General features: G+C 65.8%; 24 protein-coding genes and 2 tRNA genes. 15 read left to right on the plus strand and 11 right to left on the minus strand.

Annotated features, from left to right (window positions below; all coding sequences use genetic code 11):
• Positions 1-930, minus strand: coding sequence for a phenylacetic acid degradation operon negative regulatory protein PaaX (gene paaX / locus HV793_RS23285; protein ID WP_119450889.1), 930 nt, complete (start codon positions 928-930; stop codon positions 1-3).
• Between the two features lie 173 nt (positions 931-1,103).
• On the opposite strand from paaX, the gene paaA reads away from it, so the two are divergent.
• The 9 genes from paaA to paaK all read left to right on the plus strand — a co-directional run bounded on the left by paaA (position 1,104) and on the right by paaK (position 9,260).
• Positions 1,104-2,093, plus strand: a complete 990-nt coding sequence (paaA, locus tag HV793_RS23290) for a 1,2-phenylacetyl-CoA epoxidase subunit PaaA (RefSeq protein WP_054450966.1) — start codon at positions 1,104-1,106, stop codon at positions 2,091-2,093.
• An 83-nt stretch (positions 2,094-2,176) separates the two neighbouring features.
• A complete protein-coding gene (gene paaB, locus HV793_RS23295; RefSeq protein WP_006388300.1) occupies positions 2,177-2,461 on the plus strand; it encodes a 1,2-phenylacetyl-CoA epoxidase subunit PaaB in 285 nt (94 codons plus the stop codon).
• Positions 2,462-2,476: 15 nt separating this feature from the next.
• Positions 2,477-3,241 carry a 1,2-phenylacetyl-CoA epoxidase subunit PaaC gene (gene paaC / locus HV793_RS23300; protein ID WP_125473612.1) on the plus strand — a complete coding sequence of 255 codons (765 nt, stop codon included), beginning with the start codon at positions 2,477-2,479 and terminating at the stop codon, positions 3,239-3,241.
• A complete protein-coding gene (gene paaD, locus HV793_RS23305; protein WP_054450968.1) occupies positions 3,238-3,744 on the plus strand; it encodes a 1,2-phenylacetyl-CoA epoxidase subunit PaaD in 507 nt (168 codons plus the stop codon). Before paaC ends, paaD begins: the two co-directional genes overlap by 4 nt.
• A 13-nt stretch (positions 3,745-3,757) precedes the next feature.
• Entirely contained in the window at positions 3,758-4,846 is a 1,089-nt protein-coding gene (gene paaE / locus HV793_RS23310) for a 1,2-phenylacetyl-CoA epoxidase subunit PaaE (RefSeq protein WP_054450969.1), read from the plus strand.
• Between the two features lie 48 nt (positions 4,847-4,894).
• Complete coding sequence (paaN, locus tag HV793_RS23315; RefSeq protein WP_054450970.1) at positions 4,895-6,559, plus strand: phenylacetic acid degradation protein PaaN; 1,665 nt, start codon at positions 4,895-4,897, stop codon at positions 6,557-6,559.
• A 14-nt stretch (positions 6,560-6,573) separates the two neighbouring features.
• Positions 6,574-7,362 (plus strand): 2-(1,2-epoxy-1,2-dihydrophenyl)acetyl-CoA isomerase PaaG, encoded by a 789-nt coding sequence (gene paaG / locus HV793_RS23320; protein ID WP_175213999.1) that lies wholly within the window; start codon positions 6,574-6,576, stop codon positions 7,360-7,362.
• 2 nt (positions 7,363-7,364) lie between these two features.
• Positions 7,365-7,835 (plus strand): hydroxyphenylacetyl-CoA thioesterase PaaI, encoded by a 471-nt coding sequence (gene paaI / locus HV793_RS23325; protein ID WP_054450972.1) that lies wholly within the window; start codon positions 7,365-7,367, stop codon positions 7,833-7,835.
• Positions 7,836-7,946: 111 nt separating this feature from the next.
• A complete protein-coding gene (paaK, locus tag HV793_RS23330; protein ID WP_054450973.1) occupies positions 7,947-9,260 on the plus strand; it encodes a phenylacetate--CoA ligase PaaK in 1,314 nt (437 codons plus the stop codon).
• 33 nt (positions 9,261-9,293) lie between these two features.
• On the opposite strand, the gene HV793_RS23335 is transcribed toward paaK, so the two are convergent.
• The 6 genes from HV793_RS23335 to radC all read right to left on the minus strand — a co-directional run bounded on the left by HV793_RS23335 (position 9,294) and on the right by radC (position 15,485).
• Positions 9,294-10,694: an MATE family efflux transporter gene (locus tag HV793_RS23335; protein ID WP_119450886.1), complete on the minus strand. Its 1,401-nt coding sequence runs from the start codon at positions 10,692-10,694 to the stop codon at positions 9,294-9,296.
• Positions 10,691-12,421: an ArnT family glycosyltransferase gene (locus HV793_RS23340; protein ID WP_054450975.1), complete on the minus strand. Its 1,731-nt coding sequence runs from the start codon at positions 12,419-12,421 to the stop codon at positions 10,691-10,693. The genes HV793_RS23335 and HV793_RS23340 overlap by 4 nt, the downstream gene beginning before the upstream one ends.
• 123 nt (positions 12,422-12,544) lie before the next feature.
• Positions 12,545-12,811 carry a type B 50S ribosomal protein L31 gene (locus tag HV793_RS23345; RefSeq protein WP_054450976.1) on the minus strand — a complete coding sequence of 89 codons (267 nt, stop codon included), beginning with the start codon at positions 12,809-12,811 and terminating at the stop codon, positions 12,545-12,547.
• A gap of 259 nt (positions 12,812-13,070) precedes the next feature.
• A complete protein-coding gene (gene kynA, locus HV793_RS23350; RefSeq protein WP_054450977.1) occupies positions 13,071-13,919 on the minus strand; it encodes a tryptophan 2,3-dioxygenase in 849 nt (282 codons plus the stop codon).
• Between the two features lie 179 nt (positions 13,920-14,098).
• Positions 14,099-14,725 carry an arylformamidase gene (gene kynB / locus HV793_RS23355; RefSeq protein WP_054450978.1) on the minus strand — a complete coding sequence of 209 codons (627 nt, stop codon included), beginning with the start codon at positions 14,723-14,725 and terminating at the stop codon, positions 14,099-14,101.
• 82 nt (positions 14,726-14,807) lie between these two features.
• Positions 14,808-15,485 (minus strand): RadC family protein, encoded by a 678-nt coding sequence (gene radC, locus HV793_RS23360; RefSeq protein ID WP_054450979.1) that lies wholly within the window; start codon positions 15,483-15,485, stop codon positions 14,808-14,810.
• 50 nt (positions 15,486-15,535) lie between these two features.
• Between radC and HV793_RS23365 the strand changes: the two genes are divergently transcribed.
• The 3 genes from HV793_RS23365 to maiA are packed head-to-tail and all read left to right on the plus strand — an operon-like array spanning position 15,536 to position 17,689.
• A complete protein-coding gene (locus HV793_RS23365) occupies positions 15,536-16,012 on the plus strand; it encodes an FKBP-type peptidyl-prolyl cis-trans isomerase (protein WP_119450885.1) in 477 nt (158 codons plus the stop codon).
• Positions 16,012-16,989: a 4-hydroxy-3-methylbut-2-enyl diphosphate reductase gene (gene ispH / locus HV793_RS23370; protein WP_119450884.1), complete on the plus strand. Its 978-nt coding sequence runs from the start codon at positions 16,012-16,014 to the stop codon at positions 16,987-16,989. Before HV793_RS23365 ends, ispH begins: the two co-directional genes overlap by 1 nt.
• A gap of 55 nt (positions 16,990-17,044) precedes the next feature.
• Complete coding sequence (gene maiA / locus HV793_RS23375) at positions 17,045-17,689, plus strand: maleylacetoacetate isomerase (RefSeq protein ID WP_054450982.1); 645 nt, start codon at positions 17,045-17,047, stop codon at positions 17,687-17,689.
• 23 nt (positions 17,690-17,712) lie between these two features.
• Here the strand turns inward: maiA and HV793_RS23380 are convergent, their stop codons facing one another.
• The 4 genes from HV793_RS23380 to HV793_RS23395 all read right to left on the minus strand — a co-directional run bounded on the left by HV793_RS23380 (position 17,713) and on the right by HV793_RS23395 (position 21,410).
• A complete protein-coding gene (locus tag HV793_RS23380) occupies positions 17,713-19,155 on the minus strand; it encodes a DegQ family serine endoprotease (protein ID WP_054450983.1) in 1,443 nt (480 codons plus the stop codon).
• Between the two features lie 64 nt (positions 19,156-19,219).
• Positions 19,220-20,548: an ATP-binding protein gene (locus tag HV793_RS23385; protein WP_175214000.1), complete on the minus strand. Its 1,329-nt coding sequence runs from the start codon at positions 20,546-20,548 to the stop codon at positions 19,220-19,222.
• Positions 20,545-21,204 carry a response regulator gene (locus tag HV793_RS23390; protein WP_054450985.1) on the minus strand — a complete coding sequence of 220 codons (660 nt, stop codon included), beginning with the start codon at positions 21,202-21,204 and terminating at the stop codon, positions 20,545-20,547. Before HV793_RS23390 ends, HV793_RS23385 begins: the two co-directional genes overlap by 4 nt.
• A gap of 130 nt (positions 21,205-21,334) precedes the next feature.
• Positions 21,335-21,410: transfer RNA gene (locus HV793_RS23395), tRNA-Thr, on the minus strand.
• A gap of 208 nt (positions 21,411-21,618) precedes the next feature.
• On the opposite strand from HV793_RS23395, the gene HV793_RS23400 reads away from it, so the two are divergent.
• The 3 genes from HV793_RS23400 (at position 21,619) to HV793_RS23410 (ending at position 23,798) form a co-directional block, all read left to right on the plus strand.
• Positions 21,619-21,694 (plus strand) — tRNA-Asn (locus tag HV793_RS23400).
• A gap of 78 nt (positions 21,695-21,772) precedes the next feature.
• Entirely contained in the window at positions 21,773-22,771 is a 999-nt protein-coding gene (locus HV793_RS23405) for a CobW family GTP-binding protein (RefSeq protein WP_175214001.1), read from the plus strand.
• Between the two features lie 121 nt (positions 22,772-22,892).
• Complete coding sequence (locus HV793_RS23410) at positions 22,893-23,798, plus strand: LysR family transcriptional regulator (protein ID WP_119450881.1); 906 nt, start codon at positions 22,893-22,895, stop codon at positions 23,796-23,798.
• Positions 23,799-24,183: the final 385 nt, after the last annotated feature.

Consider the following 24,183-nt stretch of genomic DNA (forward strand, 5'->3'; position numbering starts at 1 on the left):
CTAGGCGGGCTTGCCGCCGAAGCGCGAGGCGATGTCGGCCGCCAGCGGCGCGTAGCGCTCGTTGTCGCGGCCGGCCAGTGCATCCAGATGCGCTTCCGACGCGTCGAACACCTGCCAGTAGATGCGGCCGCAGATCTCGCGGGCGGCATGGCCGGGCCAGTCGTCAGGGAGCATGGGGCCCGGCAGTTGCGGATCGTGCAGCACGATCCGGCGCCAGCTGTGCAGCAGCATGACCCGCACGATGAACGCATCGGCGGGGGCGGGCGGGGTTTCCAGCAGCTTTTCCAGCGGGCCGAAATTCTTCGCGAACTGGCGGTACTGCTCGGCCAGCTCGTCCAGGTTCCAGCATTGCGAGGCCAGGCTGGCTATCGGCAGACCGCCTGCGCCGGCCAGGTCGCGCGCCGACAGCACCAGCGCGCGGTCGGGGATACCCAGCTTTTCCAGGATGTCGTGCGCGGCGCTTGCCTCGGTGTGCGGATGCGCGAACAGCCCCGGCGCGATCATGCCGAAGCCTTCCCAGACCAGTTCCCGGCGCAACTCGGCGCGCTCGGCCAGTCCGTTGCCGGTGCGCGGCAGGGCGACCAGCGTCCATTCGCCGTTCCATTCCAGGGGCGGACCGACATAGATGCGCTGCGAGGCGTGCGCGGTGTGGCGCAGGCCCTGCTCGGAGATCAGGTAGAGGCTGCGCCGTCCGTGGCGTTCGGATTGCAGCCAGTTCTGCGCCACCAGGCGGAACACGCTGGTGCGCAGCAGCCGTTCATTGATGCCTAGCGGGGCCAGCAGCTCGATCAGATCGCCCAGCCAGATGGCGCCGCCGTGCGGCGCCAATGCGTCCCCGAGCAGGCTGACGCAGAGCGATTTCGCGCGCGGCGGATCGTTCTTGATCAGGCGTGACAGAAAGCGGTCCAGGGGCGACTGAGGGTTTGCCATTAGAGGGGGCCAGAGTGGCCGATATCGGGATCCGCAATATGATACATAAATCCAATGTGATACAGATTTGAGTTTGACAATGAATTTTTTGTATTAAATAATCCGCCTATGACATGACGGCACTGCGGAACGTTTGCTTTGCGTTTTCGCAAACCGTCTTCAAGGAGACAAACATGTACGCTCAACTCGTCGAAACCGGCGTCAAGCAGGTCAAGACCGCGGACCAGCTCGAAGGCCGGGAACAGACGTTCCAGCGCCGGATCGACGACGGCGTCCGCATCGAGGCCAAGGACTGGATGCCGGACGCCTACCGCAAGACGCTCGTGCGCCAGATTTCCCAGCACGCGCACTCGGAAATCGTGGGCATGCTGCCCGAAGGCAACTGGATCACCCGCGCGCCTTCGCTCAAGCGCAAGGCCATCCTGCTGGCCAAGGTCCAGGACGAAGCCGGCCACGGCCTCTACCTGTACAGCGCCGCGGAAACCCTGGGCGTGTCACGCGACGACCTGATCGACGACCTGCATGCCGGCCGCGCCAAGTACTCCAGCATCTTCAATTACCCCACGCTCAGCTGGGCCGACATCGGCATGATCGGCTGGCTGGTCGACGGCTCGGCCATCATCAACCAGATCCCGCTGTGCCGCTGTTCCTACGGCCCCTATGCGCGGGCCATGGTGCGCGTCTGTAAGGAAGAGTCCTTCCACCAGCGCCAGGGCTACGACCTGCTGATGCAGATGTGCCTGCACGGCACGCCCGAGCAGAAGGCCATGGTGCAGGACTCCCTGAACCGCTGGTGGTGGCCCGCGCTGATGATGTTCGGTCCCTCGGATGCCGACTCGCCCAACAGCGCCCAGTCCATGGCCTGGAAGATCAAGCTCTTCTCCAACGACGAACTGCGCCAGAAGATGGTGGACCAGACCGTGCCGCAGGCCGAATACCTGGGCCTGAAGGTGCCGGATCCCGAGCTCAAGTGGAACGCCGAACGCGGCCACTATGACTTCGGCGAGATCGACTGGTCCGAGTTCTACGCGGTGCTCAAGGGCAACGGCCCCTGCAACCGCGAACGCCTGGCCGCGCGCGTCAAGGCGCACGAGGACGGCGCCTGGGTGCGCGATGCGCTAGTCGCCTACGCCGACAAGCAGGCCGAGCGCAAGGTAGCTTGAGCCCGCGAGCGGGCTCCACTCTTCTTCACCACCATTGCAAACCGAAGCGCGCCGCGCGCGCCCGGCATTCAAGGACATCCATCATGAGCAAAGACTGGCCCCTGTGGGAAGTGTTCATCCGCAGCCAGCACGGCCTGGCGCACAAGCACGTCGGCAGCCTGCACGCGCCCGACGCCGAAATGGCGATCAACCACGCCCGCGACGTCTACACGCGCCGCAACGAAGGCCTGAGCATCTGGGTGGTGCGCGCCTCCGATATTTCGGCCAGCAGCCCCGGCGACAAGGATCCGCTGTTCGAACCGGCCAACAGCAAGGTCTACCGGCATCCCACGTTCTTCCCGATGCCCGAAGAAATCAAGCACATGTAAGACGGCGGGGGAGACATGGACAAGACTCTGTTTGAATACCTGCTGCGCCTGGGCGATTCCTCGCTCATCCTGTCGCAGCGGCTGGGCGCCTGGACCGGCCACGGCCCGATCCTGGAAGAAGACCTGGCGTTGACCAACACCGCGCTCGACCTGCTGGGCCAGGCCCGCATGTGGCTGACGCTGGCCGGCGAAGTCGAAGGCGCCGGCCGCGACGAAGACGCGCTGGCCTATTTGCGCGATGCGCACCAGTTCCATAACGCGTTGCTGGTCGAACGCCCCAACGGCAACTACGCCGACACCATGGCGCGCCAGTTCCTGTTCGACGTCTGGCACTATTTCCTGCTGCAGCGCCTGGAAAAGTCCAGCGACGAACGCGTCGCCGGCATTGCGGCCAAGGCCATCAAGGAAGTGACCTACCACGTGCGGCGTTCCTCGGACATGGTGGTGCGCCTGGGCGACGGCACGGCGGAAAGCCATGCCAAGATGCAGGCCGCCATCGATGATGCCTGGCGTTTCACCGGTGAGTTGTTCGCCGACGACGCCGTCGACCTGGACGTCGCCGCCCGCGGCATCGGCTGTGAACTGTCGGCCCTGCGCCAGCCCTGGCTGACCCATGTGCGCGAAGTCCTGGAAGAAGCCACCCTGACGGTGCCCGACGAAGCCGCCGCCAGCCATCTGGCATACCGTGGCGGACGCCAGGGCAAGCACACCGAGGAACTGGGCTACGTGCTCGCCGAAATGCAGTTCCTGCCGCGCGCCTACCCGGGAGCGACCTGGTGAACGCGCTGGCGCCCGTTTCCGCCGACCAGGTCTACGCCTGGCTGCAGGAGGTCCCCGACCCGGAGATCCCTGTGCTGTCCGTGGTGGATCTGGGCGTGGTGCGGGACGTGTCCTGGGACGGCGAGGCCTGTGTCGTGGTCATCACGCCCACATACTCCGGCTGTCCGGCCATGCGCGAGATCACGCAGGATATCCAGCAGACGCTGGCCCGCCACGGCGTCGCCGAGGTCCGCGTGGAAACCCGCCTGGCGCCAGCCTGGACCACCGACTGGATGAGCGAGAAGGGACGTGAGGCGCTCAAGGGCTACGGCATCGCCGCGCCCGCCGAACGCGCCGTCGACATCTCGGGCATCAGCCGGCGCGCGGCCGGCCCCGCCATCGCCTGCCCGCGCTGCGGCTCGAAAGACACGCGCCTGGTCAGCAACTTCGGGTCCACGTCGTGCAAGGCGCTGTATCGCTGCGTGTCTTGCCGCGAGCCCTTCGATTATTTCAAGACTCACTGAGAGCGGTTTCGCAATGAGCCAGAACCAATTCCATTCCTTGACGGTGGCTTCGGTGGCGCGCAACACGCGCGACGCCGTGGTCGTGACCTTCGACCTGCCCGAGACGCTGGCGCAAGAGTTCGCCTTCCTGCCGGGCCAGTACCTGACGCTGCGCACCGAGCTCAACGGCCAGGAGCAGCGCCGCTCCTATTCCATCTGTTCCGCGCCCCACGACAAGCTGCTGCGCGTGGCCATCAAGAAGGTGGACGAGGGCGTTTTCTCCAGCTGGGCCAACCATGAACTGCAGCCCGGCCAGACCCTGGAAGTCATGGCGCCGGCCGGCAACTTCACCGTCGATTTTTCCCCCGAGAACAAGCGCCACTATGTGGCGTTTGCCGTAGGCAGCGGCATCACGCCGGTGTTCTCCCTGGTCAAGACCGCGCTGTCGACCGAGCCCGACAGCAAGTTCACGCTGTTCTTCGGCAACCGCGCTTCGTCCGCGGTGCTGTTCCGCGAAGAGATCGAGGACCTGAAGAACCTCTATATGGAGCGTTTCTCGCTGGTCTACATCATGAGCCGCGAGACCCAGGACATCGAACTCTTCAACGGCCGCCTGGACGGCGACAAGGTCGACCAGCTGATGTCGGCCTGGATGAGCCCCGAGGATATCGATTACGCTTTTGTCTGTGGTCCGCAGACCATGACCGAAAGCGTGGTCGAGCGGCTGCAGGCCCGCGGCATTCCGAAGTCGAACATCAAGTTCGAACTCTTCGGCGCGCCCAAGGGGCCGCGCGCATTGCGCACCGGCCAGGACGCCCGCCAGGCGCCCGGCAAGGGCCAGTGCGAGGTGACCGTGGTGCAGGACGGCCACAGCCGTATGTTCGTGATTGAAAAGAATAAAGACAGCGTGCTGGATTCGGCGCTGGCGCAAGGTATCGAACTGCCGTATTCGTGCAAGGGCGGGGTGTGTTCCACCTGCCGCTGCAAGGTCATCGAAGGCGAGGTGGACATGGACGCCAACTTCGCCCTGGAAGACTACGAAGTGGCGCGCGGATTCATCCTGAGCTGCCAGAGCTTTCCGGTCAGCGACCGCCTGGTCATCGACTTCGACCAGGAAACCTGACCCGGCCCGCGCCAGGCAGATAAAACCATATCCATTTGGAGAGACGCAGTGTCCCAACAATTCTTCGAACGCCATCAGCCCCTGCTGGAACAAGCCATGGCCGCCGCCTCCCTGCGCGGCTACTGGAGCCCCTTTGCCGAGTCGCCCAGCCCCCGCAACTATGGCGAAACCGCCAACGACGACGGCCGCGCGGCTTTTGAAGCGCTGCAAGGCAAGCCTTTCCCGCTGAACCTGCACGACGCCGACGGTACCGTCGGCGGCGAAAAATCGCCGTTCGGCTTCGACTTGGGCATCACCTATCCGCACGTGCCCGCCGACAAGCTGATCGCCGCCTCCAAGCGCGCGCTGGAAGACTGGCGCCGCGCCGGCCCGCGCGCCTGGGTGGGCGTGTCGCTGGAAATCCTGGCGCGCCTGAACAAGCGCAGCTTCGAGATCGCCTACGCGGTCCAGCACACCACCGGCCAAGGCTTCATGATGGCCTTCCAGGCCGGCGGCCCGCACGCGCAGGACCGCGGCTTCGAAGCCGTGACCTACGCCTGGCAGGAAATGTCGCGCATCCCCGGCGTGGCCGTCTGGGAAAAGCCGCAAGGCAAGAACGACCCGATCCGCATGGAAAAGCAGTTCACCGTGGTGCCGCGAGGCGTGGCGCTGGTGATCGGCTGCTCCACCTTCCCGACCTGGAACGGCTACCCCGGCCTGTTCGCCAGCCTGGCTACCGGCAACACCGTCATCGTCAAGCCGCACCCCGGCGCGATCCTGCCCCTGGCCATCACCGTGAAGGTGGCGCGCGAAGTTCTGCAGGAAGCGGGCTTCGACCCGGACGTCGTCCTGCTGGCCGCGCACGCTGCCGGCGATGACACCGCGCAGAAGCTGGCGCTGGACCCGGCGGTCAAGATCGTCGACTTCACCGGCAGCACCGCCAACGGCGACTGGCTGGAGAACAACGCCCGCCAGGCGCTGGTCTACACCGAGAAGGCCGGCGTCAACCAGGTCATCATCGATTCCACCGACGACCTCAAGGGCGTGGCCCGCAACCTGGCGTTCTCGCTGGCCCTGTACTCGGGCCAGATGTGCACCGCGCCGCAGAACATCTACGTGCCGCGCGACGGCATCCAGACGCCGGAAGGCCGCGTCAGCTTCGACGAGGTCGCTGCTGCCCTGGGCGCCGCGGTCGAGAAGGTCGGAGCCGATGCGGCCAAGGCCGTCGAGCTGACCGGCGCGATCCAGAACGAAGGCATCGTCGAGCGCATCGAGAAGGCCCGCGCGCTGGGCCTGCCGGTGGTGGCCGACAGCAAGGCGCTGACGCACCCGCAGTTCGAGAACGCCCGCGTCCGCACGCCGCTGCTGCTGCGCACGGAAGCTGGCAACGCCGCCATCAGCCAGGAATGGTTCGGCCCGATCGCCTTCGTGGTGGCTACCGATTCCACCACCCACAGCATCCAGCTGGCGCGTGACAGCGTCATCAAGCATGGCGCGTTGTCGCTGTCGGCCTACACCACCAGCGACGCCGTCGCCGACCAGGTGCAGGACGCGGCTGAAGTCTCGGGCGTGTCGCTGTCGCTGAACCTGACGGGCGGCGTGTTCGTCAACCAGACCGCCGCTTTCAGCGACTTCCACGGCACCGGCGCCAACCCGGCTGCCAACGCCGCGCTGTCGGATTCGGCCTTCGTGTCCAACCGCTTCCGCGTGGTGCAAACCCGCCGTCATGTCTGAACGGGGGCGATGACATGAGCTACCAGGATATCCAATTCGACCTGTCCGGCGGCATCGCGCGCCTGACGCTGAACCGTCCCGACAAGCTGAACAGCTTCACCGCCAACATGCACGGCGAAGTGGCCGACGCGTTGACGCGCGTGGAGACCGAGGGCGCGCGTGTGCTGCTGCTGACGGGAGCCGGCCGCGGCTTCTGCGCCGGCCAGGACCTGAGCGAGCGCAAGCCCGCCGCCGACGGCACGCCGCCCGATCTCGGCGAAACCGTCGACAAGTTCTACGGGCCGCTGGTGCGCCGCGTCAACGCCTTGCCCATGCCCGTCGTGGTGGGCGTGAACGGCGTGGCGGCCGGCGCAGGCGCCAACCTGGCGTTTGCGGGCGACATCGTCATCGCCAAGGCTTCGGCAACGTTCATCCAGTCGTTCTGCCGCCTCGGGCTGATCCCCGACACGGGCGGCACCTTTGTGCTGCCGCGTCTGATCGGCCGTGCCCGCGCCATGGGCCTGGCCATGCTGGGCGACAAGCTCAGCGCCAAGCAGGCCGAAGAGTGGGGCCTGATCTGGCAATGCGTGGCGGACGAGGAATTCGATGCCACGCTGGAACGCCTGGCGCAGCACTTCGCCAAGGCGCCGACCAAGGGCCTGGCGTACACCAAGCGGGCCATGCAGGCCAGCCTGGGCAATGACCTGTCCACGCAGCTGGACCTTGAGCGCGACATGATGCGCGAACTCGGCCGCAGCGCAGACTACGCGGAAGGCGTGGCCGCCTTCCTCGGTAAGCGCGAACCGCAATTCAAGGGGCAATAAGAATGAACGCACATGTTCCCGCGGTCGAAGTGCCGGCCGATCCCCAGGAGCTGGCGCAGGCCGTCGGCACCGTCATGTTTGCGGGCGATGCGGCCTCGCAGGGCCTGGACATGAAAGTCGAGGAAATGGCGCCGGGCTACGCGCGGCTGACCATGCGCGTGCGCGCCGACATGCTGAACGGCCACAAGACCTGCCACGGCGGATTCATCTTCGCCCTGGCGGACAGCGCCTTCGCCTTTTCGTGCAATTCGCGCAACGTCAGCACCGTGGCCTCGGGCTGCACCATCGACTATCTGGCCCCGGGCTTCGAAGGCGATCTGCTGACTGCCGTGGCGCAGGAGCGTTCGCTGGCCGGCCGCACCGGTGTCTATGACGTCACCGTCACCAACCAGGAAGGACGCAACGTGGCGCTGTTCCGCGGCCGTTCCTACCGCATCAAGGGCCAGATCGTCGGCGTCCCCGCGGACGCTTGAGGCAGCCAGCCAACCAAAGCTATACGGCCGCGGGCCGCGCCGCGAGCGGGCAGGGCATATGCCCGCCGCGATCCGGCCCCGCGCAGAGAGAATTTCAGGAGAGAGATAACCATGTCCAACACCATGAGCAAGCCGGGGCTGGACCCCATCGAGCATGCCAGCCAGGATGAGCTGCGCGCGCTGCAGCTCGAGCGCCTGAAGTGGTCGCTCAAGCATGCCTACGACAATGTGCCGCACTACAAGAAGGCTTTCGATGAAGCCGGCGTGCATCCCGACGATCTGAAGCAGCTGTCCGATATCTCGAAGTTCCCCTTCACCACGAAGAAGGAACTGCGCGAGAACTATCCTTTCGGCATGTTCGCCGTGCCGCGCGAGCGCATCTCGCGCATCCACGCCTCCAGCGGCACCACCGGCAAGCCGACGGTCGTGGGCTACACCAAGGGCGACCTGGACAACTGGGCCAACCTGGTGGCGCGCTCGATCCGCGCGGCGGGCGGCAAGCCCGGCGACACGGTGCACGTGGCCTACGGCTACGGCCTGTTCACGGGCGGCCTGGGCGCGCATTACGGCGCGGAACGCCTGGGCTGCACGGTCATCCCGATGTCGGGCGGACAGACCGAAAAGCAGGTGCAGTTGATCAACGATTTCCGTCCGGACATCATCATGGTCACGCCCTCCTACTTCTGCAATATTCTGGAGGAACAGCGCCGCCAGGGGATTGATCCGCGTCAAAGTTCGCTGCGCATCGGCATCTTCGGCGCCGAACCCTGGACCGGGCAGATGCGCGCCGACATCGAGGCCGAAGCCGGCATCGACGCCGTGGACATCTACGGCCTGTCCGAAGTGATGGGGCCTGGCGTTGCCAGCGAATGCGTCGAGACCAAGGACGGTCCGGTGGTCTGGGAAGACCATTTCTACGCGGAAATCATCAATCCCGACACGGGCGAGCCCGTGGCCGACGGCGAGCCGGGCGAACTGGTGTTCACCTCGCTGACCAAGGAAGCGATGCCCATCATCCGCTACCGCACCCGCGACCTGACGCGCCTGCTGCCGCCCACCGCGCGCAGCATGCGGCGCATCGGCAAGATCACTGGCCGCAGCGACGATATGCTGATCGTGCGCGGCGTGAACATGTTCCCGACCCAGGTCGAGGAACTGGTCCTGAAGATCGCCCAGCTGGCGCCGCATTACCAGTTGGTGCTGTCGCGCACCGGCAATATGGACGAGCTGGAAATCCTGACCGAACTGCGCGCCGAATTCTCGACCCTGTCGGATGCCGAGCGCGCAAACCTGGGCAAGCAGCTCCAGCATGCCGTGAAGACGCACATCGGCGTGAGCGCGCGCATCCAGGTGTCGGATTCCGGGCACGTGGAACGCACGCTGACCGGAAAGGCTCGCCGCGTGATCGACAAGCGGCCGAAATAAGGTCCAAAAAAAGCAGCCGCAAGGCTGCTTTTTTTACTTGATCGTCCCGCGCACGATGCGCCGGTACCAATAGTGCAGCAAGGCCGCCGACAGTCCCAGGCCGACCATGGCCATCAGCCACATGCTGCCCGCGCCCTGGGGGGAGCCAGGGACCAGGATGGCGCGCACGCCGTCCAGGCCACCGCGGCCCGGGCCGAAACCGAACCACCAGCCGCCGACCAGGCCCACGCCCGCCAGCGCCACCACCTGCAGCAGCAGCGGCACCACCGCGACCTTGTAGGCGCGCAGCAGGTAGGAGTTGATGCACTGCATCGAGTCGAACAGGTGGAACAGGGGCAGGACGGCCAGCAGCGTGGTCGCCACCGCGGCCACCTCCGGATTGTCGGTATAGGCGGCCAGGATCAGCGGACGGCCGGCCAGCAGCACCGCCGCCGTCAGCAGGGCGCCCAGGATGCCCAGCGTCAGGCCGGCCATGCCGGTGCGATGCGCATGGGCGAGGTTGCCCGCGCCGATGGCCTGCGCGGTCAGGGCTGCCGTGGCGACGCCCAGCGCCATGGGCATCATGTAGCAGAGCGCGGCCAGGTTGGACATGATCTGATGGCCGCCGGTCACGTAAGTGCCTTCGCGCGCCACCAGCAGGGCCATGAAAGTGAAGGCCGACACTTCGACCAGGTAGGAACCGCCCATGGGGATGCCCAGGCGCAGCAGTTCCTTGAGCGTCTTCCAGTCGGGCTTGCCGACGTGCAGCTTGAAGCGGCGGTAGTAGCGGTCGTGGGTGATGACCCACAAGCCGAGGCCCAGGCTCATCCACGACACCACGGCGGTGGCCAGCCCTGCCCCGGTGGCGCCCATGGCGGGCAATCCCAGCTTGCCGTAGATGAACAGCCAGTTGAAGAAGGCCTTGAAGACTATGGCTGTCAGGTTGATCGCCATGACCAGCTTGGGCCGCGAAACCGACGTGCCCAACGCGTAGATGGTGCGGAACACCAGCGCGGCGGGCAGGGCCAGCACCAGGGCCTGCAGATACGAGCCGATGCGTTCGCGCACGCCGGGAGCGACCTCGCCGGACATGGACAGCCACATGTTGGGGAACAGCATCAGCACGGCGCCCACCACGGACAATCCCAGCGCCAGCCAGACGCCCTGGCCCCAACTGCGGCCGACCTCAAGATTGTTGCCTGCGCCGAAGTGCTGGGCCAGGATGGGGATCAGGGCGTGCACCACGCCCATCAGTCCGACGAAGATGGTGATGTAGATCGACGCGGACAGCGCCATTGCCGCCAGGTCGGCGGCGCTGGAATGGCCGGTCATGGCGGTGTCGAGCACGCCGAAGGAGATGCCGGCCCATTGGCTGACCAGCACCGGCCAGGCCTGCCTGGCGATGCCGCGCAGGGTGGCGCCGAAACTCATCGGCGCGGCGGGCGCGGGCGTCATCGGGGGGCGCCGACTCGGAGCAGGCGGAAGACTTCCTGGCGGTCGGCGCGCCGGCCGCCTTGCCACAGCACCTCGGCGCCGTCGCTGTAGGCGGCGGTGTTGTCCCGCAAGCTCTGGTTGCTGGTCTGCTGCAGCACCAGCGTGCACTTGGAGTCGAACGTGAACGTGAGGTTATTGAAGATCAGGAACGAGGCGCGCTGCCCGCTGCCCAGGCTAAGCCCGCGCACGCACTCGCCGGGGCGCACGTTCTGCTGTAGCGCCTGGGCCAACTGGCCCGACACGGTGCGGTAGCTGCGGGCGTAGTCCACGGCGGGTTGCCACAGCAGCACCAGCAGGATCCAGGTCACCGTCAGGCCGCCGGCCGACAGCACCGTGCCGCGCCACAGCGCCTGCGGCCGCACCCGCAGCCGCCACACCACCAGCGCGATCCAGCCCACGGTGAAACCCACGGCCAGCGCGAACGCGACCCAGGAGATCTCGGGTTGGTAGCCGGTGGTCTGGCGGGCGATATTGCGGGAAATCTGCGCCGGCCAACCGAAGTGCAGGGCAACCCAGCCCAGCCAGACCGTGATGGCCGTCAGCGAAAAGCACATGACGGCGAACCAGTCCAGCGTGTTGACCACGCCGCGGCGCAGTGTGGGCAGCGAGAACGCGCCCAGCACCGCGCAGGGCACGGCCAGCAGCACGTACTCGGAATCCGAGGCTTCTTCCAGGCCGAACAGCACGACCGCCGAGCACACCAGCAGGACCAGCGGCAGCCAGATGTGCGGCGCGTAGAGCCAGGCGCGCCAGCGCCAGATGGCCAGCAGGGCCAGCGGCCAGGTCGGCCACAGGTACCAAGGCAGGTCGCGCAGGGTGCGCCCGATGTCATGCCAGGGCGGCACGGCGAAGGACGACAGGTTCCAGGTCTTCCAGTTGCGGATCCAGTATTCGCTGCTGTGGCTGGCGGGTATCCACCAAGCCAGAATCAGGACGGCGGCCAGCAGCGCGGCCCACGGCAGCCAGCGCCGGCATTTCCACAGTCGGCTGCGGGGGTAGAACGCCAGGGCCGCGCCCACCATGATGGGGATGGCGCCGACCCAGCCGCGGGTCAGGAAACTGGCCGCCAGTGCGATGCCCAGGGTGGTGCTGCCGGTGAATGGCCGGTCTATGCTGCGCGCCAGCGAATAGAAGGCAAGCGCCTGCCAAGCCATGATGGCGGGCACCACGGTGGTTTCGTGGGTGCGCTGCAGGATGCCGACCGTGGCCAGCAGCAACAACAGCGCGGCGTCCGCCAGCATGCGTCCGTAGTCGCGCGGTTCGGGTTCGCCGCCGAAGGGCAGGGCCAGCGGTTGCGCCTCGGCGCGGCGGCCCAGCAGATAGGTGCCGTACCAGACGCTGGTGGCGGTGATGCCGAACCACAGCAGATTGGGCAGGCGGCCGGCGGTGATGTCGCCGATGTAGGGGCCGAACAGCCAGATGCAGATCGCGCCCACCCAGGTGATCAGGGGACCTTCCTCGGCGTGCGCCAAGTGTCCCACCTGCGGCAGCAACCAGGTGATGCCGCCTTCGCGGATCGCCGTGATCATGGTCGCCAGTCCCACGGCATCGTCTGTTTTCCACGGGTCGCGCATGAACAGGCCGGCCACGATATAGGCCAGCGACAAGCCCAGCAGAATCAGTCTGGGCAGTTTCGCGGTAGCCACGGACGTGAGCCGGGCTGGAGTGGAAATGGAAAGTGGGGACACGGGCGTTAATGTAACCGAGTGGTCTGGTTGCGCTAGTACCCAGCGTCAGAATCGGACGGCCAGGGAGAAAAAAAAGCAGCCCGGAGGCTGCCTTTTCGCTGCGGCTCCCGGGGGAGCGACAGATCAGGAAGCGGACTTGACCGTGCCTGCGGTGCGGGCGAAGCGGGCGCGGAACTTTTCCACGCGGCCGGTTTCGACGATGCGCGTCTGGGCGCCCGTGTAGAACGGATGCGATTCGGAGGTCACGTCGCACTTGAAGAGCGGGTACGTCTTGCCATCCAGTTCGATGCTTTCGCGCGTCTGGACGGTCGAACGGGTGATGAACTTGTTGCCCGTTTGCAGGTCGGCGAAGACGACTTCGCGGTATTCGGGGTGAATGCCTTCTTTCATGGTGCTTTCCTAGGGCTCTGTCGAGCCTTGCAAGTTGTTAGGGTCGCCAGCCGGGTGTCCGGTGTCCCGCCTGCCTGGCGAACCCGCCGATATGCGGATCGGGTTTGCCCAGCGGCCGGATACTCGTTGACTGTTCCAGCCACGTATCCAAAAAGTAACCCCAAATTCTAGCATGGGAATTTTGGCCAGGCCAAGAGGAAAGGAGGCCCCGCTCAGGGGCGCCCCTTGGCCAAAAATTGGGGCCAGATAAATTCGGCGCTTAAAGATCCGTGCGCAGCTTCCAGATCTCGGGGAACAGCACCACTTCCAGCATGCGCCGCAGGTAGTCCACGCCCGACGTGCCCCCGGTGCCGCGCTTGAAGCCGATGACCCGTTCGACCGTCGTGACGTGGCGGAAGCGCCACAGGCGGAACGCGTCTTCCAGGTCGGTCAGCTTTTCTCCCAACTGGTACAGGTCCCAGTAGCGGTCGGGCTGGCGGTAGACCGTCAGCCAGGCAGCTTCCACGCCAGCCGACGATTGGTAGGGTTGGGTCCAGTCGCGTTCGAGGTGATCGGCCGGCACGTCCAGGCCGTGGCGCGCCAGCAGCCGCAGCGCCTCGTCGTACAGCGACGGGGCTTCGTAGGCGCTGCGCACCTGGGCCAGCAGGTCCTCGCGGTGCGCATGCGGCTTTAGCATGGCCGCGTTCTTGTTGCCGAGCAGGAATTCGACCTGGCGGTACTGATAACTCTGGAATCCGCTGGAACGCGCCAGATAGGGACGCAGCGCCGAATACTCGGGCGGCGTCATGGTCGCCAGCACGTCCCAGGCATGGACCAGCTGTTCCATGATCTTGCTGACGCGGGCCAGCATCTTGAAGGCGGGCTGCAAGCGGTCGGCTGCCACATTGGCGATGGCGGCGCGCAGTTCGTGCAGCATCAGCTTCATCCAGAGTTCGCTGGTCTGGTGCTGGATGATGAAGAGCATCTCGTTGTGCTCGGGCGACAGCGGATGCTGCGCGCCCAGCAGTTCGTCCAGATGCAGGTAATCGCCATAGGTCATGTCGCGCGTGAAATCCAGCTGCGCTTTTTCCTGGCGGACGATGTCTTCGGGGCGTTCGGAGTGGCTCATGCGCGGCCTCCCTTGCAGGGCGGGGCGGCGCGGCGCGCCGAGGCGGGCAGGGCGCGCCACGAGGGCGCGTGGGGGCGGGCGCAGGCAAGCGCCGCATGCAAATCGGAATGGTCTTTCATGGTCGTGCTTCCAGAACCGGCGGCCGACTTCGGATCGGCCGCCATGGCCAGCGGACCAGCCTACAGTTCGCGCAGGACGGCGCGAACCGGGCTGGCATCGGCCTGGACCAGCGCCAACGGCAGTGCGATCAACTCGTAATCGCCTTCCGGCACATCGTCGAGCACCAGGTTCTCCAGTACCCGCATGTCGTGCCGCAAGATCGTGTGGTGGCTGTCCAGGGTCTTGCTGGACGCGGGGTCGATGCTGGCCGTATCCAGGCCGATCAGCATGACGCCGCGTTCGGCCAGCCATTCGATGGTCTGGGGCGCGTAGGCGGAGAAATCGTCGGTCCACCAGTCCTGCGCGGCATGCTTGGCGGTGCGGACCAGCACGCGCGGCGGCAGGTTCAGGGCCGCATGGGCCAGGTGGTCCACCGTGATGAGGGGGCCGCAATCGATGGCGTGGATGACGCGACAGGGACCCAGGAATGGTTCCAGTGATACGGCCCCGATGGCTGCGGCGCCGTTCTGGTAGTGCAGGGGAGCGTCAGCGTGCGCGCCGATATGCGGCGACATGGTGATTTCGCTGACATTCACCGGACAGCCGGGCGCAAGCGACCATTTCCATTGCTGGCGGTACGGCGTGTCGCCAGGAAAGACTGGCGATGCGGTGGACACGGGCGGGGAAATGTCCCACAAGCGTTTCATGTCAGGCGGGGGGATCGAGAGATGCGTTAAGCCTAAAGCAATTGCGGGCGCTAGTCTAACGAATTCCGGCGCGGGCCGCAGCCTACAGGCCGCCGAGTTCGGCCATGGACACGACCGTGCCGGCAGCCACGATCAGGTGGTCCACCAGCCGGATGTCCACCAGCGCGAGCGCCTGCTTCAGGTGCTGGGTGAATATGCGGTCCGCGGCGCTGGGCTCGGCCAGGCCGGACGGATGGTTGTGGGCGATGATCAGGGCGGCCGCGTGATGGCGCAGGGCTTCGCGCACGACCTCGCGGGGATAGACCGATGCCTGCGACAGGGTGCCGCGCGCCAGCTCGCCCGTGGCGATCAGGCGCAGGCGGTTGTCCAGGTAGAGCGCAATGCAGTGTTCCACCTGCCGGTGCCCCAGCGCCATCTTGCAATATTGTTTTACCGGCAGCGGGTGATCCAGATTGCTGTTGCGGGCCAGGTCTTCCTCGATGGCGCGGCGGGCCAGTTCCAGCAGGGCGGCCAGCATGCACGCCTTGGAAACCCCCAGGCCGGGAACCGCGGTCAGTTCCTCGGGCGTCGCGCCCAGCAGGCCTCGCAGGCCGCCAAATCGGGTCAGGAGCCGGCTGCCCAATTCAACCACGTCCAGGCCGGGAATACCGGTGCGCAGGGCGATGGCGAGCAGTTCCGAGTCCTGGAGCGCAGCGGCGCCGTGGCGCAGCAACCGCTCCCTGGGGCGCTCGTGTTTGGGCAGCCGGTCGGACAATTTCATAAGAGGCTCTAAAATCAAGGTTTACTCAATTGCATATACGGTGGCAGATCTTGAGCATCGCCTCTAATGAAGTGAACGTTTTGGTCCGTCCGGATTCCTACCTGACGCTGCACTATCGCATCACGCTGGCCTCGGGCCCGGGCAAGGATTCCGTGTTCGCCGACACCTTCGATGGCCGTCCCGGCACGCTGCAGATGGGCAGCGGCCAATGGGCGCCTGGCCTGGAAGCGGCGCTGGTCGGCCGCGCCGAAGGCGAGCGCTTCAGCGTCACGGTCGAACCCGCCGACGCCTACGGCGAACGCAACCCCGAACTGATCCAGCGCGTCACGCGCGCCATGCTGGCCGAGCATGCGGGCGCCGACGCCACCTTCGAACCCGGCGACCTGGTGGAATTCACCGCGCCCAACGGCGGCCGCTATTCGGGCGTCCTGAAGGAAATCAACGACGAATCGGCCCTGTTCGATTTCAACCACCCGCTCGCGGGCATCAGCTTGCGGGTCGACGTGGCGCTCTTGGGAGTCCTCTGATGAGCCAGGTTGTCACCGCCACCGACGCCGAAGTCCTGCTGGCGCAGCCGCGCGGCTTCTGTGCCGGTGTGGATCGCGCCATCGACATCGTCGAGCGCGCGCTTGAATTGCATGGCGCGCCCATCTATGTGCGCCACGAAATCGTCCATAACCGCTACGTGGTGGAAGACCTGCGCGCCAAGGGCGCCATCTTCATCGATGAACTGGACGACGCGCCCGCCGGCGCCATCGTGGTGTTCTCGGCGCACGGCGTGTCCAAGGCGGTGCGGGCCGAGGCCGACGCCCGTGGGCTGCGCGTGTTCGACGCCACCTGCCCGCTGGTCACCAAGGTCCACATCGAGGTGGCCCGCATGCGCGCGGCCGGCCGCGAGATCATCATGATCGGCCACAAGGGCCATCCCGAGGTCGAGGGCACGCTGGGCCAGGCCCAGGGCGGCATGTACCTGGTCGAGACCGTCGAGGACGTCGCCGGCCTGCAGGTCACCGATCCCGAGAACCTGGCCTACGTCACGCAGACCACCCTGTCGGTGGACGACGCGGCGGCCGTGTCGCGGGCGTTGAAAGAACGCTTTCCCAACATCGCCGAGCCCAAGAAAAGCGATATCTGCTACGCCACCCAGAACCGCCAGGACGCGGTCAAGGTGATGGCGCCGGATTGCGACCTGGTGCTGGTGGTGGGCAGTCCCAACAGTTCCAACTCCAACCGGCTGCGCGAAGTGGCCGAGCGCAAGGGCGTCGCGTCCTATCTGATCGACGGTGCGCAATCGATCGATCCGGCCTGGCTGGTGGGCCGCAAGCGCATCGGCGTGACCGCGGGCGCTTCCGCGCCGGAGATCCTGGTGCAGCAGGTGATCGATCGGGTCAAGGAATTGGGCGCGGTGTCGGTACGCACCATGCCCGGCCTGGAAGAGAATGTGGCGTTCCCGCTGCCCAAGGGCCTGTCCCGCAAGTCGGCGCAGACGGAATCGCTGGAATAAGCAGGCGGGCGCCGCGCGCATGCGCGGCGCCGCAACAGAAAATCAAGGAGACTTCATGCAGTTGTACAGCTACTTTCGCAGCTCGGCCGCGTACCGCGTGCGCATCGCCCTCAACCTGAAGGGCTTGCCCTACGAATACCTGCCCGTGCATCTGCTGAAGGACGGCGGCCAGCAACTGTCGGCAGATTATCGCAAGGTGAATCCGACCGCGCTGGTGCCCACGCTGGTCGATGGCGACGCCGTCATCGGCCAATCGCTGGCCATCATCGAATACCTGGAAGAAACGCATCCTGAAGTGCCGTTGCTGCCGGCGGACGCGGTAGGCCGCGCGCGGGTGCGCGACCTGGCGCTGGGTATCGCCTGCGACACGCATCCCCTGAACAACCTGCGCGTGCTGAAGTACCTGAAGCACACCCTGGGCGTGGACGAGGCGGCCAAGACCGCCTGGTACAAGCACTGGGTGCATCAGGGCCTGGAAGCCCTGGAGGCGCAATTGGCCGGTTCTTCCGCCACCGGCCTCTTCTGCCACGGCGATACGCCCACCATTGCCGATCTGTGCCTGGTGCCTCAGGTGGCGAACGCCCAGCGTTTCGACTGCGACCTGTCGGCCATGCCCAACGTCGTGCGCATCGATGCCGCCTGCCGTGCATTGCCGGCGTTCGACGCGGCCGCGCCGGGCAAGCAGCCCGACGCGGAGTAGCGCCTATCCGGGTGCAGACCGGCTCAGCCGATCTGCACCGGCACGAAGATCTTGTCTTCGCCGCGTTGTACCAGCAGGGCGACCGTCTTGCCCGCCTTGGACAGCGCGTCCTTCACCTGAGCGACGTTGCGCACCGGTACGCCGTTCAGCGACAGCAGCACATCTCCCGGTTCGATCCCGGCCTTGGCGGCCGGTCCGATCGAGCGTTCGATCAGCAGCCCCTCGGCGCCAGCCGCCTGCTGCTCCTGCGGGCTCAGCGGACGCAGTGCCAGGCCGAGTTGGCCGCGCTGAACCTCCTGGTCGCCAGCCGAGGCCTGCGTCTTGTCCTTGGGCACGCCGCCCAGGGTGGCGACCAGCTCCTTCTGCGAGCCGTTGCGCCAGACGTCCAGCTTGATCTTTTCGCCCGGAGTCGCCAGCGTGATGGTGGAGGCCAGGTCGCCCGAGGACACGATGGTCTTGCCGTCGATCTTGCGCACCACGTCGCCAGGCTGCAGGCCGGCCTTGTCGGCGGCGCTGCCTTTCTCCACGCTGGAAACCAGCGCGCCCGAGGGGGTATCCAGCTTGAAGGAGTTGGCCAGGTCCTGGTTCACTTCCTGCACCGTCACGCCCAGCCTGGCGTGCTGCACCTTGCCGTGTTCGAGGATCTGGTCCTTGATCTTGTAGGCCACATCGATCGGGATCGAGAACGACAGGCCCTGGAATCCGCCGGTGCGGCTGTAGATCTGCGAATTGATGCCCACGACTTCGCCGCGGTCGTTGAACAGCGGGCCGCCCGAGTTGCCGGGGTTGACCGCCACGTCCGTCTGGATGAAGGGCACCGAGGTGTCGTCGGGCAGCGACCGGCCCTTGGCGCTGACGATGCCGGCGGTGGCCGTGTTCTCCAGGCCGTAGGGCGAGCCGATGGCCAGCACCCATTCGCCCACCTGCAGCTGGTTGACGTCACCCACCTTCACCACCGGCAGGTTCTTGGCGTCGATCTTGAGGACGGCCACGTCGGTCTGCGGATCCGAGCCCAGCACGCGGGCCTTGTATTCGCGGCGGTCGGTCAGCTTGACCGTGACTTCCTTGGCGTCCTGCACCACGTGCGCATTGGTCAGGATGATGCCGTCGGCGCTGACGATGAAGCCGGAGCCTTCGCCGCGCATGGGCACTTCACGCGCGGGCCGCTGGCCGCGCGCGCCGGGAATCTGGCCGAAGAATTGGGCGAACGGATCGCCTTCGTCGGCGGACACCTTGCGCGTGCCGCTGACGCTGATGTTCACCACGGCCGGACCGAAGTCGCGCGTGATCTGCGCAAAGTTGGGCGGGCTGGACGTGCCCGGCGCCTGGAAGGAGGAAGCGATGGCCGGCGCGGTGGCCGCCATCGAAACGCCGCCGGTGAAGGCGGTTGCGCCCGCGCCGCCTATGGCGCCGGCTGCCAGCAGCGCCAGCACCAGGCGCGAGGGTTTCATTTGGGTGGTCTTCATGTCGGCTCCTGCGTTCATGTTGAAGGACATGGCGCTATCTTCGGGCCTGACACTTAGGCGAGTCTTAAGTCGGAAAAACCACCTTCACGCGCAGGCCTGCGCCCACCGGCGTGTCCTGCAGTTCTATGGTGGCGCCGTGCTGGTCGGCGATGCTGCGCGCGATCGCCAGCCCCAGGCCGCTGCCGTGCTGCGAATTGCCTTCGACGCGGTAGAAACGGTCGAACACGCGCTCGCGCTCGTCCGGCGCAATGCCGGGGCCCTCGTCGTCGATCAGCAGGGTCGCCTCGCCGGAAGCCTGTTCCAGATGGAGGTGGACGCGCTTGCCGGCGGGCGTGTACTTGATTGCGTTGTCCAGCAGGTTGCGTGCCAGCAGCGTCAGCGCGTCGCGATGTCCCTGCACCGATGCTTGCGGCGCGCCGTCCAGGTCGATGCTGATCGATTTCGCGTTGGCCTGGGGCAGCATTTCAGAGAGCGCCTGGCGCAGCACGTCGGCCAGGTCCACGGTTTCGGCGGGTGCCTGTCCGGCCGCGCTTTCATGGCGCGCCATGGATAGCAGCTGTTCGACCAGGCGTGTCGCGCGGTCGATGCCGGCTGCCAGCCGCTGTTCGGCCAGCCGGCGCGCATCCGTGTCGCCCGCGCGTTGCAGGGCCTGCAATTGCAGGCGTAGCGCAGTCAGGGGCGAACGCAGTTCGTGCGCCGCATCGCCGACGAACTGCTTTTGCTGCGCGAAGGCGCCGCGCATGCGCTCCAGCAGCAGGTTCAGTTCCAGCACCAGCGGCCGGATCTCATCGGGCAGGCCCTCCACGCTGACGGGCGACAGATCTTCCGGCTGGCGCGCCGCAACCTGGGCGCGCGCCCGCTTCACAGGCCGTAGCGACCAGCTGACCACGCACCAGACGATCAGCATGAGCAGGGGAGCGGCGGCGGCGATGGGGGCGATGGTGCGCAGCGCCAGCGCGCGCGCCATGCTGGTGCGCACGGTCATGTCCTGCGCCACCTGGATGACCTGGAAGGGCGTGGCCAGCGAATATACGCGGTAGGTGCTGCCCTCCATCTTCGCGTCGGAGAAGCCGAGGATGATCTGGTCCGGGAGCGGCCGGCGGGATCGGGAATTGAAGACGCGCACGCCGTCGGGCGTCCAGATCTGGATGATCAGGTCGTCCGCCACGGGCGAACCCGCGCCGCGCGCGTGCGCCGGACCTGTGCTGAGCAGTCCGTCGCCGGTGCCCAGCGACAGGGCGGTGCGCTGCAGCAGCGAGTCGAAGATATCGTCGGCCTGCGCCAAAGTGCTGCGGTAAGCGATGGCGCCTTGCACCAGCGCGCCGACCACGATGGCGGCCAACAGGAAGAAAAGCAGCCTGGCTCTCAGTGAGTAGCTAAGCGGAATGCTCATGTTTTGGGGATGACATAGCCGACGCCTCTGACGTTCTGGATCAGGTTCGGACCCAGCTTCTTGCGCAGGCCATGAATATAAACCTCAACAGCGTTGCTGCTGATGCCGTCTTTCCAGCTGTACAGCTTTTCTTCCAGCTGGGCGCGCGAAAAAATCATGCCCGGGCGAGCGATCAGCGGTTCGAGCACCGCCCATTCGCGCGCGGTCAGCGTGACCGGAGCGCCGTCCACCATGGCGGCGTGCGACTGGGGATCGATGGTGATGCCCTCATGCTCGAACACCGGTTCCGCGCGGCCTGCGCTGCGGCGGATCAGGGCGCGCATGCGGGCCAGCAATTCATCCACGTCGTAGGGTTTGACCACATAGTCGTCGGCGCCGGCGTCCAGTCCCGCGATCCGGTCGCTCACGGCATCGCGGGCGGTGGCTATCAGCACCGGCGTGCGGTCCTTGCGCGTGCGCAGGTCGCGTAGGAGCGACAGGCCGTCGCGCTTGGGCAGCCCCAGATCCAGAAGTATGAGGTCGTACGTATCGGTGCGCAGCGCGAGCTCCGCGGCATTGCCGTCCTTGACCCAGTCTACGGCGTAGTGTTCGGCGCGCAGGCAGTCCAGCACGCTCTCGCCTATCATGAGGTCATCTTCGACTAGAAGGATGCGCATGGTCGTGTCCGCCAGGATGGTCCAGCAGATTGGACGCGTGGCGGCGGACGGGAGTTCCCGGGTAAGGGTTCGGCGCGCGAACCGGCGCGGAAATGAAAAAAGCAGCCCGAGCGGGCTGCTTTTTGGAATCTGGTGCCGGCAATAGGAGTCGAACCTACGACCTTCGCATTACGAATGCGCTGCTCTACCAACTGAGCTATGCCGGCAAGACCATTTGCTCCGCTCCTGTAAGAGCCGCAAGCAAAACATCTTCGTTTTTTCCGGTCCGTCACCCTGTTTATGGGGTCCGATCTGGAAAGACCGAGATCATATCAGAGTTTTTTTGCGATGGGAAACCAAGCAGGCCAAACCGGCGAAAAAATCAGCGATTTGCACACTTCAAATTTTTAGTTCATAATCTCGTTTCTTAGCAGTTCCCCGATAGCTCAGTCGGTAGAGCGACGGACTGTTAATCCGCAGGTCGCTGGTTCGAGCCCAGCTCGGGGAGCCAAAGAATTCAGGGCCATTCACGCAAGTGAATGGCCCTTTTGGTTTTCTCCATCAGGGCGGCGAGCATGGAAGATCGGGTATGGACGACAAACGCATAGGCGTGACGGTGATTTCCGGCTTCCTGGGTAGCGGCAAGACGTCGCTGCTCAATCGCCTGCTGAGGGATCCGGCATACGCTGACGCTGTCGTCATCGTCAATGAGTACGGTGAGATCGGTGTGGACCATCACCTGGTGCGCCAGGCCCGCGACAACATTGTCCTGGTTGAGGGCGGCTGCCTGTGTTGCGTCGTCAGCGGCGCGGTAGTCGACGCTTTGCGCGAATTATTCATGTTGGCGCTCAGCCGCAAGATCAAGCCCTTTCGTCGCGTGGTCATCGAAACCAGCGGATTGGCCGATCCCGCGCCCATCCTGTTCACCCTCAAACACGACCGCTTCCTCGCCGAGCGCTATGCGTACCGGGGCGCGATCGTCCTGGCGGACGCCCGTAATGGGTTGGACCAATTGGAGCGGCAGCCCGAAGCCCCGCGGCAACTGGCCCTGGCGGATGTCGTGGTGTTCAGCAAGCCGGACCTGGCGGACGCCGCGAGTCTGGATCTTCTGGATCAGGCCGTCGCCGCCATTAATCCGGGGGCGCAGCGCTGCGTGCAATGGCCTGATGCGCCGCTTGCGGATCCGCTGCGCGCGGGTCTCGACCTGCGGGCCAGGCGCGATGGCGTGACCCTTGCGAATTGGTTGCGGCCCTTCGCGCAGTCGAGAGCCGCCGCTCATGGAGATGTGGGCAGTTTCTCGCTGGTATTGGCTGCTCCTGTCGGGCGGGCGGCGTTTCTTGCTGGCATGTCGCGGGTTCTGGAACGCTTTGGGCAGGGCTTGCTGCGCATGAAGGGGCTGGTGTGCTTTGAGGGTGAGGCGCTGCCGTGCGAGGTGCATGGCGTGCATGGCGAGCTCTATCCGATCAATCAGCTGGAGCAGTGGCCGGACGAGGGGCGGGCGTCACGGCTGGTCTGCATCCTGCGGGGGTTGGATGTCAATGAGGTTCGTGCCGCCTTGGGCGTTGCGCTCGGGCAGCCGGCTCCTTGATCGTCTGCGTCTGAGCGTCTGGTCTGGTCAGGGCTTGCGGGTGGCCGTCTCGATTATGGTGTCGATGTTGCGCCGAAATACGGTATAACCGGAGCGGTCTGGTGCAAGAATCGAGACAATCATGGATCGTTTGAAAGCCATGCAGGTATTCGTGGAAGTCGCTGACAGGGGCAGCCTGTCGGCGGCGGCGATCCATCTGGACATGTCGCGCGCCATGGTGTCGCGCTATCTCGCGGAAATGGAGCAGTGGGTGGGGGTGCGCCTGCTGCACCGCACGACGCGGCGCCTGAGCCTGACGCCGGCAGGCGCCGAAACGCTGCCGCGCTGCCGCCAGATGCTGGACATGGTGGGAGACCTGCGCAATGCGGTATCGACCCCGGACGACACGCCCCGCGGGCTGCTGCGCATTACCACCAGCATGTCGTTTGGCTCCCGCCATCTGGCCAGCGCCATTACCGACTACGTCAAGCTGCATCCGGGCACCTCGGTTGACCTGATGCTGGTCGACCGCGCCGTCAATCTGGTGGAAGAGCGCGTGGATCTGGCGGTGCGTATCACCAATGACCTGGATCCCAACCTGATCGCCCGCAAGCTGGCGGTCTGCCGTTCGGTGGTGTGCGCCTCGCCCGAGTACCTGCAGCGCGAAGGCGTGCCGGCGCGCATCGAGGACCTGTCCTTGCGCAACTGTCTGACTCATTCGTATTTCGGCAAGAGCCTGTGGCGCTTCGAGCGCGACGGCGAGCCGGTGGATGTGCCGGTCAGTGGCAATATCAGCGCGAACGAGGTGTCGGTGTTGTCGCGCGCGGCGCTGGAGGGCGCGGGTATTGCGATGCTGCCGACCTACTATGCCGCGGACTACATCGCATCGGGCCGCCTGCGGGCCATCCTGACGCAAAGCAAGCCGCAGGAGCTGGGTATTTATGGTGTTTATGTCTCGCGCCGCCAGATGCCTCTGATCTTGAGGTCCATGCTGGATTTTCTGGTGGACCGCCTGGAATCCACGCCGTGGGACAAGCCTGCTCCGTAGTTTTTGCGCCGCGCAAGGCGCTGTGCGGGCTTGAGGGTGGGGTATATGGCGGTATAATGAAACAACTGCTTGAATATGTTGGACGCGGCGGGCGGATGCCGGCCTTGTCTGGTTAGAAAACATCCAAGAATCGTGGTTGCGGCTTATGTGGGCCGCGGGCATTGCGGAACTGGTTTTTCGCGTGCGCCAGGGGAAACGTATCGGGTTTGTGGGTTGTGGCGGTCTGTCCGTGGCGCCCGAACCTTGATGATTCAGGTCCTTGATATCGATTGCCGCGGGAAGGCGGCGCCGGGTTGCCGGCGTGCTCCGCGGGCTGGCTGGCGATTTGTGCCGGCTTTTCCAGAATTTGCTTGAGTGTTTGCTGCGCGGGGCGCGGCAGGCATCC

It is taken from the genome of Achromobacter aegrifaciens, assembly GCF_902859965.1.
GTDB lineage: Bacteria > Pseudomonadota > Gammaproteobacteria > Burkholderiales > Burkholderiaceae_B > Achromobacter > Achromobacter aegrifaciens.